This is a genomic window from Rhodoferax sp. GW821-FHT02C08 (assembly GCF_059421805.1).
Window position 1 is genome coordinate 40,567 of sequence record NZ_JBWKVR010000022.1, and the last position, 12,707, is coordinate 53,273.

Annotated in this window: 10 protein-coding genes; 8 read left to right on the forward strand and 2 right to left on the reverse strand. The window is 64.3% G+C overall.

The features are described 5' to 3' along the window. Positions 1-334: 334 nt before the first annotated feature. Both AC07VY_RS21460 and AC07VY_RS21465 read left to right on the forward strand, forming a co-directional pair. Positions 335-3,409, forward strand: coding sequence for a sensor domain-containing protein (locus AC07VY_RS21460; protein ID WP_495099237.1), 3,075 nt, complete (start codon positions 335-337; stop codon positions 3,407-3,409). Positions 3,410-3,570: 161 nt separating this feature from the next. Beyond that, complete coding sequence (locus tag AC07VY_RS21465) at positions 3,571-4,263, forward strand: class I SAM-dependent methyltransferase (protein WP_495099236.1); 693 nt, start codon at positions 3,571-3,573, stop codon at positions 4,261-4,263. Between the two features lie 5 nt (positions 4,264-4,268). Here AC07VY_RS21465 and AC07VY_RS21470 read toward each other — a convergent pair whose 3' ends face one another. Then, entirely contained in the window at positions 4,269-4,946 is a 678-nt protein-coding gene (locus AC07VY_RS21470; RefSeq protein ID WP_495099235.1) for a GntR family transcriptional regulator, read from the reverse strand. A 244-nt stretch (positions 4,947-5,190) separates the two neighbouring features. Here AC07VY_RS21470 and AC07VY_RS21475 point away from each other — a divergent pair, with 244 nt between their 5' ends. From AC07VY_RS21475 to AC07VY_RS21500, 6 genes are read left to right on the forward strand one after another with little or no spacing between them, the layout of a single operon-like run. Beyond that, positions 5,191-5,931: a DUF969 domain-containing protein gene (locus tag AC07VY_RS21475; protein ID WP_495099234.1), complete on the forward strand. Its 741-nt coding sequence runs from the start codon at positions 5,191-5,193 to the stop codon at positions 5,929-5,931. Between the two features lie 2 nt (positions 5,932-5,933). Further along, entirely contained in the window at positions 5,934-6,890 is a 957-nt protein-coding gene (locus AC07VY_RS21480; protein WP_495099233.1) for a DUF979 domain-containing protein, read from the forward strand. A 5-nt stretch (positions 6,891-6,895) separates the two neighbouring features. Further along, positions 6,896-7,561, forward strand: a complete 666-nt coding sequence (gene pcp, locus AC07VY_RS21485; RefSeq protein WP_495099232.1) for a pyroglutamyl-peptidase I — start codon at positions 6,896-6,898, stop codon at positions 7,559-7,561. Between the two features lie 22 nt (positions 7,562-7,583). Next, on the forward strand, positions 7,584-8,345 hold the full coding sequence (locus AC07VY_RS21490) for a LamB/YcsF family protein (RefSeq protein WP_495099267.1): 762 nt from the start codon (positions 7,584-7,586) through the stop codon (positions 8,343-8,345). Then, positions 8,345-9,952 carry a 5-oxoprolinase subunit PxpB gene (gene pxpB / locus AC07VY_RS21495; protein ID WP_495099231.1) on the forward strand — a complete coding sequence of 536 codons (1,608 nt, stop codon included), beginning with the start codon at positions 8,345-8,347 and terminating at the stop codon, positions 9,950-9,952. Before AC07VY_RS21490 ends, pxpB begins: the two co-directional genes overlap by 1 nt. Positions 9,953-9,954: 2 nt before the next feature. After that, a complete protein-coding gene (locus AC07VY_RS21500) occupies positions 9,955-11,694 on the forward strand; it encodes an acetyl/propionyl/methylcrotonyl-CoA carboxylase subunit alpha (RefSeq protein WP_495099230.1) in 1,740 nt (579 codons plus the stop codon). A gap of 16 nt (positions 11,695-11,710) precedes the next feature. On the opposite strand, the gene AC07VY_RS21505 is transcribed toward AC07VY_RS21500, so the two are convergent. Then, positions 11,711-12,613 carry a LysR family transcriptional regulator gene (locus AC07VY_RS21505; RefSeq protein ID WP_495099229.1) on the reverse strand — a complete coding sequence of 301 codons (903 nt, stop codon included), beginning with the start codon at positions 12,611-12,613 and terminating at the stop codon, positions 11,711-11,713. Between the last annotated feature and the right edge of the window lie 94 nt (positions 12,614-12,707).

Here is a 12,707-nt window from a genome sequence, read left to right on the forward strand (position 1 = left end):
CCTGTTCATAATTCATACATAAACCTGGGGAGTCGCGGATTATGCCTGCTGGTCTGGCGAAGCCATGGCGGCTGCGCACCAAACCCCACGCACAAGCAGGGCTAGTGCCATGGGGTTGCTGCGGGATGGTTAGTGCTTGTATGAACGAAACCTAATTTCTACCCGGTGTGGCGGAGCTGTATGCACCAGCTGATCACGGCATGCTCCAGCCGCCCCATATGGGGCAATTGTTCCCCAATCATGGCGACAAGCTTGTCATACTCTGGATGCGCTAGCTGCAGTGCTGCCAGTAATGGGTGTTCCAATGGGCGCTGTCTTTTTTCCGAGGAAGCAGATGAACCTGGACAGTGCTCGCAATCGATTCATTGCCTTGGCCGCATCTGCCTATCTGGCCTTTGCCTTGGTGTGGATTTTTTTATCCGACCAGTTGCTGGCCCACTTTGCCGATCTTTCGTCCTTGCTCTGGATATCCACGGCCAAGGGTTTGTTCTTTGTAGTGAGTACTACCGGCATCTTCTTCGTCTTGTTGCATGCGGTGCCGCCGGCGCAGCTTGCAGCCGGAAGTAGCTTTGTTGGCAGCCTGGACCACGGCTTGGGTATGTTGAAGCTCCCCCGCTGGTTGGTCTACGTGTTTGCGCTGCTGGTGACCTCTCTCATGGTTTTGGTGCGGGAGGGAATTGCGCATGGGCTGTCTGACAAGCCCATGCTCATATTGTTCATGATGCCTATCATTCTTAGCGCACTAATGGGCGGCTTAGGCCCTGGCTTGTTATCTACGACGGTGGCCGCTGCGGGTGGCTATTGGGCTATCACGTCATCGTTTGGCTTGCACACGTCGGCCTCCAGCCATGATCAGTTCCAGTGGGCCGCATTGATTGCCAATGGCGTGGCCATTAGCCTGCTCAGTGCCGTGTTGCGGCACGCATTGCGCCGTGCCGAGAACCAGCGCCGCTTGCTGGACAGCGTGGTTTTGGGTACTTCGGATGCAGTGTTTGTCAAAGACATCCAGGGCCGTTATTTGATGGCCAACCAATCTGCGGCTCAATTCATAGGAAAGTCTGTGGCCGAGATTCTGGGCAAAGACGACACCGCGCTCTTCGACAGGGCGTCGGGCGAGCGCTTGATGGCCTTGGACCGCGCCATCATGGACGGCGGCACCACGCTAACGCATGAGGAGTCCGTGGAGACCCAGGATGGCAAGAAGTTGGTGTTTTTGGTGACCAAGGGACCTGTACGTGATGCCGATGGTGTCGTGACTGGCATTTTTGGTGTCTCGCGCGATATCACTGAGCGGCAGAATGCCAAGGAGTTACTGCACGCGCGGGAGCGGCAATTGGCGCGCGTCACCGAGGGTTCGGACCAGGGTTTTTGGGACTGGAACTTGCAGACCAACGTCTTCCAGGTTAGTCCGCGCTGGGAAACCATGCTGGGCTACCAGCCGGGCGAGATGGATATCCGCGTGGAAAACTGGGCTGCATATGTGCACCCGGACGACCTCGCCGCATCCTCGGCTTCTATCCAGCGGCATCTGGCCGGTGAGACCAGTAACCACGAGCTGGACCTGCGCTGTATCTCAAAGAGCGGCGAATGGCGTTGGATCCATACCCGTGGCCGGATCGTCGAGTGGGACAGCGATGGCAAGCCGCTAGCCATGGCCGGGTCGCACACCGACGTCACTCAGCAAAAAGCTTTTGAGCAGGCTCAGCGTGAGGCCACCACCGTGTTTGAGAGCAGTTACGAAGGGCTGATGGTGGTGAATGCCGACGGCCTGATTGCCAAGGTCAATCCTGCCTTTGTGCGTATCACCGGCTATGCCCTGGACGAGGTGATTGGCCAGTCGCCCCGCATCCTGTCCTCCGGCAGGCAGGACGTCGAGTTTTATCGGCAGATGTGGACGGCGATTCTGGCGCAGGACTTCTGGCAGGGCGAGATCTGGAATCGACGCAAGAGCGGCGAGATCTATGCCGAGCTTCTGTCGATCTCGGTGGTACGGGGGAGCACGGGGGCAATTGAACATTACGTGGCGGTGTTTTCCGATATCAGTCGTTTGAAGGAGCACGAAGCTGAGTTGGACCGCATTGCCTATTACGACCCGCTCACGGGAGTACCCAATCGCAGGCTCTTGGCAGACCGCCTGGCGCAGGCGATTGCCCGCACGGGGCGCAGTGATTTGTCGCTGGCGGTTTGCTATTTGGACCTGGACGGCTTCAAGCAGGTGAATGACCAGTACGGTCACGCGGGCGGGGACCAGTTGCTGATTGGGGTGGCTGAACATCTGAAGCAGATCCTGCGCACCGAAGACACGCTGGCCCGTCTGGGCGGCGATGAATTCGTGCTGCTGCTGGCCGATATCGCCTCGCCCGAGGAGTGCTCTGTTGTGCTGGAGCGGGTGCTGGCGGCCGCCTGCAGCCCGGTATTGTTGGCGGACGACCACACGGCCAGCGTTTCGGCCAGCATCGGCGTCAGCCTGTATCCGCAAGACCATGCCGATGCCGACACTTTGCTGCGCCATGCCGACCAGGCGATGTATCTGGCCAAGAACGCTGGCAAGAACCGCTTTCACCTGTTTGACCCGGAGAGCGACCGCAAAGCCCAGCAGCGCCGCCATTACATTGACCGGGTGCGGCTGGCGCTGGAGCAGGGCGAGCTGGTACTGCACTACCAGCCCAAGGTGGATCTGCGCGACGGCAGTCTGGTGGGTGTGGAGGCACTTGTGCGCTGGCAGCATCCCGAGATGGGCTTGTTGCCGCCATCGGAATTTTTGCCACAGATCCAAGGTAGCCATCTGGAGTCGGCATTGGGTGACTGGGTGATTCGCACTGCACTGTCTCAGGCTGTACAGTGGCTGCAACAAGGCCTGGTGCTGCAGATCGGCGTCAATATCGCCGCCTCCCATATGGTCCAGGATGATTTCTGCGACAAGCTGGCAGCCGCTCTTGCGGCACACCCCGAGCTGCCCGCAGCGTCGCTGGAGCTGGAGGTGTTGGAGACGGCTGCCTTCGAGGATATGAACGAGGCCGGTGCCATGCTGGCACGCTGCCAGGCCTTGGGTGTGCGTTTCGCCCTGGATGACTTTGGTACTGGCTACTCCTCTCTTACCTACCTGCGCAAGCTACCAGTGGATACGTTGAAGATCGATCAAAGCTTTGTACGTGACATGCTCAGTGACGCTGACGACCGCGGCATTGTGGAGAGTGTGATCCGTCTGGCCGGAGCCTTTCGCCGCGAGGTGATTGCAGAAGGGGTGGAGAGCATGGACATCGGCGCGGCGCTGCTGCACTTGGGTTGCTATCTCGTGCAGGGTTACGGTATCGCCAAGCCCATGCCGGCTGCTGCGCTGGCGGGATGGTCCGCGCAATGGCAACAGCAGGCGCTGTGGCGCGGCCTGAATACAGAGCCCGTAAATTGAGTTCAGAGGGTGACGTGGCACGCTGTTGCATACTGCGTGCAGGCTGCCGCTTTCTGCTTTATGGAATACGGCGTTGTGGCAGCCTTGTTCCCAACCACCCGCGCACGCGCTCCTGATGCCGCCACTTTGGCATCCCTGGCAACTCGCTCACGAAAGTCGATATGCCGGGCTACGCGCTCAAGCAAGAATCCATCCCTGTACTGGGCGTTGCGGCGCTGCAAATTCGCAGCCTGCTGGACCGCCAGCAGTTCAGCGACCCGCAAGGCCAGGCCCTGGCGGTGGGCATTTCCTCGGGTAACTGGCCGCTGTTCGGGCTTGTCTGGCCTTCGGGTCTGCAGCTGGCCGCGGCTGTGGCACTGCGCCCTGTAGGCGTGGATGAGAGCATTCTGGAGATTGGCTGCGGCCTGGCGCTGGCCAGCATGGTCTGCCACCGGCGCGGCGCGCTGGTGACGGCCAGCGACTGCCATCCGCTGGCGGGTGCCTTTTTGCTGGAGAACCTGCGCCTCAACGGGCTGGCGCCCATGCGCTATTGCCATGGCGACTGGTCCCACGTGCCCCAGCAGTTGCCCGGGCAAGACCTGGCGCCCACGGTGCAGGGGCGTTTCGATCTGATCATGGGCAGCGACGTGTTGTATGAGCGCGATGACGGCGGGGCCTTGCCCCTTTTTATCGAGCGCCACGCCATGCCGGTGAGTGAGGTGCTGATCGTGGACCCGGAGCGCGGCAACCGTGCTGCCTTCACGCGGCGCTTGCAGCAGCTGGGCTATGTGCTGGAAGAAACCCTGCTGCGTGACGAGGCGGTGGAGCAGGCGCCGGAGTACCGTGGGCGGCTGCTGCGCTACCGCCGCTACTGAAGTACCTATTTCAGCGTACTACCGTCCGAGATGCGCCGCGCATACACCGCCAGCACGATGCGCTCGGAGTGCACCAGATAGTCGTTCAGCGCAGATGCGGCCTCCTGCAGCTTGCCGGCTTCGAACAGCTGCAGGATGTTCAGGTTCATCTCCACATAGGGCATGTGCAGAAACTCGGGGTCGTTGAGCAGGCCAAAGGCCAGGCGCAACTCGGCCAGCACGTGGGAGAACATCACGTTCAGGCGTTCGCTGTCGGCCAGCTCGACGATGGCCATGTGGAATTCCATGTTCGCCGTGCCCACGCCTTGCCAGTTGCCCGCGTCGCGGTGGCGCTGGGCGGTTTCCACAGCTTCGCGCAGATGCTTTTTGGCGGGGTGGCGCGGGTAGGCCTGGGCCAGGGCCTGGCATTCGATCAGCCGGCGCACACGGTAGATGTCGATGATGGACGCAATGCTGGGGATGGCCACGAACACGCCCCGGTTGGGCTCGTGCTTGAGCAGGCCTTCCTTGGTCAGCAGGCGGAACACCTCGCGCAAAGTGTTGCGCGATATCTCCAGGCTTTCGCTTAAAGCGGCCTCCGACAGGCGCTGGCCGGGTGAAAACTCGCCTTGCACGATCTTCTGACGGATCAGCTCGGCCATGCGGTCATTCAGGGTTTGGGTGCTGGCTGGTTCGGATTTCATGGCCCGATGGTAGCGGTGATGGCGCTCCATGGTTCGACCATTCGAGGGTTTCCATGGATATGTTGTGCACTACTGTTGGGCAATAATAAATTAATTGTTCAACAATTTGTATATATGTGCTGCACGATAGTGCATTATTTGTTCATTCATATGGCATGCAAGTTGCGTTGTTCCAAGGGCTGGCGCGGTGTAGCGAAGGTGGCTGCAGCGCGCTGCGTGTAGGTGAACTCAATCAAGGATGCATATGCAAAGTGTTGTGAATCTATGGCCGCTCATCGGGGTGGCCATCATCATCGCGGGCTTTGTCCTGCGGTTTAACCCCATGCTGGTCGTGATCGTCACGGCCATGGGCACGGCGCTCGCCGCCGGCTTCTCCCCCGACAAAATCCTGGCCACCATAGGCACAGGCTTCATCAAGACGCGCAATCTGCCGCTGATCATCCTGCTGCCACTGGCGGTGATCGGCCTGCTGGAGCGCCACGGCCTGCGCCAGCATGCGCAGAGCTGGATCAGCAGCATCCAGTCGGCCACGGCCGGCCGCCTGCTGATCGTCTACCTGGCCGCGCGCCAGCTGACGGCCGCCATCGGCCTGACCAGCCTGGGTGGCCACCCGCAGATGGTGCGCCCGCTGCTGGCCCCGATGGCCGAGGGGGCGACCGAAGCCCGCTACGGCCCGCTGCCCGAGCGCATTCGCCACAAGCTGCGTGCCTTCTCGGCAGCGACGGACAACGTGGGCCTGTTCTTCGGCGAGGACATCTTCGTGGCCTTCGGCGCCATCGTGCTGATGAGCACCTTCTTGCATGAAGCTGGCATCGATGTAGAGCCGCTGCACATTGCGTTCTGGGGCATCCCCACCGCAGCGTGTGCCTTCTTGATCCATGCCTGGCGGCTGTACCGCCTGGATGGCGTGCTGGCCCGTGAGCTGAAGGCCGAGGGCATCAGCCCTCTGAACGCCAAAGTCGCCACTGCATCCAAGGGAGCGTGAACATGATTATTTCCATCCAATATCTGTATTACCTGGTGGGCGCCGTGCTGGCGATCACCGCGCTGTCTACCCTGGCAGACGCCAGCAACCCCAAGCGCTACAGCAGCGGCTTGTTCTGGGGGCTCTATGCCCTGGTCTTCCTGGTGGGCGACTTGCTGCCGCCGCTGTGGGTGGGCGTGGGCGCCGTGGTTATGGCGCTGATCGCCGGCTTTGGCGGTGTGGGTGCCGGCAAGCATGCGGCCCGCAGCCCGGCCGACTATGTGGCCAGCGCCAAGCGCCTGGGCAACAAGCTGTTTGCGCCGGCCCTGGCGATTCCGCTGGTGACCATGGTGGGCACGCTGTCGGCCAAGCATTTGTCCGTGGGCGGCGTGCCTTTGCTGGACCCTAAAAACACCACCCTGGTGAGCCTGGGCGTGGGCTGCGTGTTGTCGCTGGCCCTGGCCTGCTGGCTGACCCGCGAGACGCCGGCCCAGGGCCTGCGCGAGTCGCGCCGCCTGACCGATGCCCTCGGCTGGGCCCTGGTGTTGCCGCAGATGTTGGGCATGCTGGGCTTGGTGTTTTCCGATGCCGGCGTGGGCAAGGCCGTGGCCTATGTGACCACCACCTACATCAATATGGACTTGCGCTTTGTGGCGGTGGCGGTCTACGTGATTGGTATGGCCTTGTTCACAGTCATCATGGGCAACGGCTTTGCCGCCTTCCCGGTGATGACTGGCGGCGTGGGTGTGCCGGTGCTGGTGGGCGTGTACCACGGCGACCCGGCGGTGATGGCGGCAGTCGGCATGTTGTCGGGCTACTGCGGTACCTTGCTGACGCCGATGGCGGCCAACTTCAACATCGTGCCCGCTGCGCTGCTGGAATTGCCGGACAAAAATGCCGTCATCCGCGCCCAGGTGCCCACGGCCCTGACCCTGCTGGTGGTGAATGTGTTTTTGCTTAACTTCCTGATGTTCCGCTGATGTCCATGTACCCGACCCCTGCCGCGCCGAACGTGCTGCTCACCGGCTTTGAGCCGTTCGAGAAAGATCCGCTGAACCCTTCCTGGGAAGTGGCGCGTGCGCTGGACGGCTGGCAGCACGCGGGTGCTACGGTGCGCTCCGTGCAGCTGCCCTGTGTGTTTGGCGATGCCATCACGCGGCTGGACCAGGCTCTGCAGCAATGGCAGCCCACGCTGGTGCTCTGTCTGGGCCTGGCCGGTGGCCGCGCTGCGCTGACGCCCGAGCGCGTGGCCATCAATGTGGACGATGCCCGCATCGCCGATAACGCGGGCCGCCAGCCGGTGGACATGCCGGTGGTGGCGGGCGGTCCGGCGGCTTATTTCTCCACCCTGCCCATCAAGGCCATGGTGCGCGACATGCTGGCCCAGGGTGTGCCGGCGGCCGTGTCCAACACGGCGGGCACCTTTGTCTGCAACCATATTTTTTATGCGCTGATGCACCGCCTGGCGCAGGCTGGCGACACAGCAAGAGGCGGCTTCATGCATGTACCCAGCTTGCCCGCACTGGCGGCCTTGCATCCCGGCATGCCCAGCATGGCGCTGGAGACCCAGGTGCGCGGCGTGCAGCAGGCCATACAGACAGCACTGGCCGTGCACGAGGATGTGCGCGAAACCGGCGGCCAGCTGCATTGAAGTTATTTACGAGACCACGATGATGAACATAGACCTGAATAGCGACCTGGGCGAGAGCCTGGGCGCATGGCGCATGGGCGACGATGCCGCTATGCTGGAAATCGTCAGCAGCGCCAACGTGGCCTGCGGCTTCCACGCCGGCGACCCGGCCGGCATATTGGCCACGCTGCGCGCCGCCGCCGCACGCGGTGTGGTGGTGGGCGCCCATGTGGCCTACCCGGACCTGCAAGGCTTTGGCCGCCGCAATATGGACGTGGCCAGCGCCGACCTGGTGGCCGATGTGGTCTACCAAATCGGCGCGCTGCAAGGACTGGCCGCAGCGGCAGGTACCACGGTGCGCTACGTCAAACCGCATGGCGCGCTGTACAACACCATCGCCCAGGACGCGCGCCAGGCCAAGGACGTGATCAACGCCATCCTGGCCATTGACCCCAGCCTGGTGCTGGTGGCCCTGGCTGGCGCGCCCCTGGTGCAGTGGGCGCGCGACGCCGGCCTGCGCGTGGTGGCCGAGGCCTTTGCCGACCGTGCCTACACGCCCACCGGTGCGCTGGTATCGCGCCGCGAAAAAGGCGCGGTACTGCATGACCCCGAAGCCATCGCCCAGCGCATGGCGCGCCTGGTGCGCGAGGGCGTTGTCGAGGCCATCGACGGCAGCCTGGTGCGCATCGAGGCCGACTCCATCTGCGTGCACGGCGACAGCCCCGACGCTGTGGCCATCGCCCGCCAGCTGCGCGCCCGTTTCGAGCAGGACGGTATCCGCATCACCTCGTTTGTGGCCCGGTGATGCGCTTCCTGCCCGTCAACCTGGATGCGCTGCTGGTCGAGCTGGACGACCTGGACCAGACCCTGGCCCTGCTGGCCTCGCTGCAGCGCGAGCCCTTGCCCGGTGTGGAAGAGCTGGTGCCCGCCGCGCGGACTATTTTTGTGCGATTTCGTCCCTCGGCTACCAGCGCAGCCAAGTTGGTGCAGAACATCGCCGGCCGCGACATCTCGCAGCGTGCCGAGCGCAGCAGCACCCTGGTCGAGATACCGGTGCAGTACGACGGCGAAGACCTGCATGAGGTCGCGCAGCTGCTGGGCACCACGCCAGATGAAGTGGTGCGCCGCCACACCGGCAGCGAGTACACCGTGGCCTTCACCGGCTTTGCGCCCGGCTTTGCCTACCTCAGCGGTGGTCATCCCAGCCTGGACGTGCCACGCCGCAGCACGCCGCGCACCCGCATTCCCGCCGGTGCTGTGGGTTTGGCGGGAGCTTTTAGCGGCGTGTATCCGCAGGCCAGCCCCGGTGGTTGGCAGATCATCGGCGTGACACCGGTGGCCATGTGGGATCTGGCCCGCGCCCAGCCTGCGCTGCTGCAGCCCGGCTACCGTGTACGCTTCGTCGATATTGCTACACAAATAAGAGCTACTGGCGCAGGTAGTACCTGCGCTGGAGGCCTAAAAGACTTAAATCCTTCTCAACGTAGCCGTGAGAGCTTGGCACCCGGTCAGGCTGCGCTGCAGGTGCGGGGCACCGGGCTGCAAACCTTGTTCCAGGATCTGGGTCGCAGCGGGCAGGCGGGGCAGGGCGTGTCCGCCTCCGGCGCCATGGATCCGACCGCGCTAAAGGCTGCCAACCGCCTGGTCGGCAATGTCAGCAACGCCGCTGCGCTGGAGACCGTGGGCGGTGGCCTGCAGCTGCAAAGCCAGGGCGAGAACGTGGTGGCCGTCACCGGTGCCGATGCGCCTTTGACGGTGACTACCGCCGCAGGCCGCCGCTGGTCCGTGCCGCGTTACCAGGCCGTGGCTTTGACCGACGGCGACACTCTGGCAGTCGGCCAGCCCGAGGCCGGCGCGCGCTGCTATCTGGCGGTGCGTGGCGGCTTCGATCTGCCACCGGTGATGGGCAGCTGCGCCACCGATACCCTGGCCAATGTGGGCCCGGCGCCGCTGGCTGCTGGCGAGCTGCTGGGCGTGCGCCCAGCCCCGGCCAGCATGGTGGTGGGGGCTGTTGAATTGCCACCCGAAGACCTGCCCACCCTGCAGCAAGAGGTGGTGCTGGACGTGGTCATGGGCCCGCGCACCGACTGGTTTAGCGCCGCAGCGGTAGAGCGCCTGGCGGCCCAGCGCTGGCAGGTCACCGCCCAGTCGAATCGCGTCGGCCTGCGCCTGGCCGGCGAAGTGCCGCTGGACCGCGCCAGCACCGGCGAGTTGCCCAGCGAGGGCACGGCTTTGGGCGCCTTGCAGGTGCCTCCTAGCGGCCAACCCGTGCTGTTCCTGGCCGACCACCCGCTGACCGGCGGCTACCCGGTGATCGCCTGTGTGGCGCCTTACCACCTGGACCGCGCAGGGCAGATCCCCGTGGGGGCCTGGCTGCGCTTTAACCCCATCCGAACATTTGCAGAGTTGTGAATATGAAAAAAGTCCTGATCGCGAACCGAGGCGAAATCGCCGTCCGTATCGCCCGCGCCTGTGCCGACTACGGCGTGCAGTCCGTTGCCGTGTATGCCAATGCCGACATCGACGCGCTACACGCACGCATGGCCGACGAGGCCTATGGCCTGGACGGCGACCGCCCGGCCGACACCTATCTGAACATGGCCAAGCTGCTGGAGGTGGCGCGCAAGAGCGGTGCCGACGCGGTGCACCCCGGCTATGGCTTTTTGTCCGAAAACCAGGCCTTTGCCCAGGCGGTGATCGACGCGGGCCTGGCTTGGATCGGCCCCTCGCCCAGCACCATTGCCCAACTGGGCGACAAGGTGCAGGCACGCAAGATCGCACTCAAGGTGGGCGCGCCCCTGGTGGTCGGCACGCCCGACCCGGTGAAGGACGCCAGCGAGGTGCTGGCCTTTGCCGAGCAGCACGGCCTGCCCATCATCATCAAGGCGGCCTTTGGCGGCGGCGGCCGGGGCATGAAGATCGCCTGGCGCATGGACGAGGTGGCCGAGCTATTCGAGTCCGCCGTGCGCGAGGCCGTCACCGCCTTTGGCCGGGGCGAATGCTTTGTCGAGCAGTTTCTGGACAAGCCGCGCCATATCGAGGCCCAGGTGCTGGCCGACACCCACGGCAACGTGGTGGTGCTGGGCACGCGCGACTGCTCGCTGCAGCGGCGCAATCAGAAGCTGGTGGAGGAGGCACCCGCGCCCTTCCTGAGCGATGCGCAGCGCGCGCGCATCCACAGCTCGGCGCGCGACATCTGCGCTGCGGCGGGCTACACCAGCGCCGGCACGGTGGAGTTTTTACTCAGCCAAAGCGGCGCCATTTCCTTCCTGGAGGTGAATACCCGCCTGCAGGTGGAGCACCCGGTGACAGAGCAGACCACCGGTGTGGACCTGGTGGTGGAGCAGCTGCGCGTGGCCGATGGCCTGCCCCTGTCCATCACGCAGACGCCGGCGCCGCTGGGCCATTCCATCGAGTTCCGCATCAACGCCGAAGATGTGGGCCGGGGCTTCTTGCCCACGCCCGGGCCAGTGCTACGTTTCGACGCCCCGTCTGGCCCCGGCGTGCGGCTGGACACGGGCGTGTTGGCTGGCTCGGTGGTGCCAGGCACCTTCGATTCGCTGATGGCCAAGCTGATCGTCACCGGCGCCACCCGCGAACAGGCACTGGCCCGCGCCCGCCGTGCGCTGCGCGAGTTCAAGATCGAAGGCGTGGCCTCGGTGCTGCCCTTCCACCGCGCGGTGATTGACCACCCGGACTTTGTGGGTGCCGATGGCTTCAAGGTGCATACGCGCTGGATCGAATCCGACTTCGCCGCGCCGCTGGCTGAATCGCTGAAAGCCCAGGCCCGCGCCGAGCCCCAGCCCGACAGCAGCCTGCTGCGCACCGCCATCGAGATCGACGGCCGCCGTGTGCTGCTGGGCCTGCCGGCCGTGCTACTGCAGGGTTTGGCAAATGCTTCTGGCGGCGCCGCGCAGGCCGCTGCACCCGAGGCGGCGGTAGACGCCAGCGCCGTCAGCTCGCCCATCGCCGGCAATCTGCAGGCCTGGAAGGTGGGCGAGGGCGATGCGGTGCAAGAGGGCGATGTGATCGCCGTCATGGAAGCCATGAAGATGGAGATGCAGGTCACGGCCCACCGCAGCGGCCGCATCACGCTGGCGGCGCAGGCGGGCACGCTGCAAGCGCTGGGCGCAGTGATCGCGCAGATCGCCTAAAACCTGCTCCGGCGGCTTAGGCGGCGAGCGCCCACGGGGCAATCTTGAAGTGCGCCACCAGGTGGTCCACCAGGGCCCGCACGGCGGGCGACAGATGGCGGCGCGAGGGGTACAGGGCGTACACCGTCATCGTCGGCACTTGCCAGTCGGGCAGTACCTGCACCAGCGCACCGCTGCGCAGATAGCTGTTGACCAGGTAGCTGGGCTGCAGGGCAATGCCCGCGCCCGCCAGCGCGGCCTGCAGCAGCACGGTGGCCTCGTTGGCGCTGAACGGGCTGCGTACGCGCACCTCCACCACCTCGTCCTTGCGCGACAGCTTCCACAGGCTTTTACCCACGGTGGCATGGCTCAGGCAGCGTTGTTGCGCCAGCTCCCCGGGGTGCTGCGGCATGCCGTGGGCCTGGATGTATTGCGGCGAGGCCACCAGCACCGATTCGCAGGCCACCAGCGGGCGGCCGATCAGCATGGGGTCGGGCTCGCTGCTGATGCGTATGGCCAGGTCGATGCGTGCCTCCACCAGATTGACGGTGCTGTCGCCCACCTGCAGGTCCACCGAGAGCAGGGGGTGCGCGGCCAGAAACTCGGTGATGGCGGCCGCCAGGTGGGCGTGGCCGAAGGACATGCTGGCGGTCAGCCGCAGCTGCCCGCGCAGGGTGTCACTGCCGCTGGCGGTTTCTTCTTCCACCGCGCTGGCCAGCTCCAGCATTTGCTGGCTGCGGCGCAGGGCCTGCTCGCCGGCGTCGGTCAACGTCACGCGGCGTGTGGTGCGCTGCAGCAGCCGCGCCTGCAGCCAATTCTCCATCTCGGTGACATAGCGCGTCACCATGGCGCGGGACATGTCGAGCTTGTCGGCGGTGGCGCTGAAGCTGCCGCTGGTGGCGACTTCGGCAAACACACGCATGGCGGTAATGCGGTCCATATTGGTTCGTTTTGTGCAACAGTAATGCGTAGTTTATGGGGTTTATTAGTTTGAATGGTGAAACTAAACTGCCTTTCATCGCAACACCTACCCA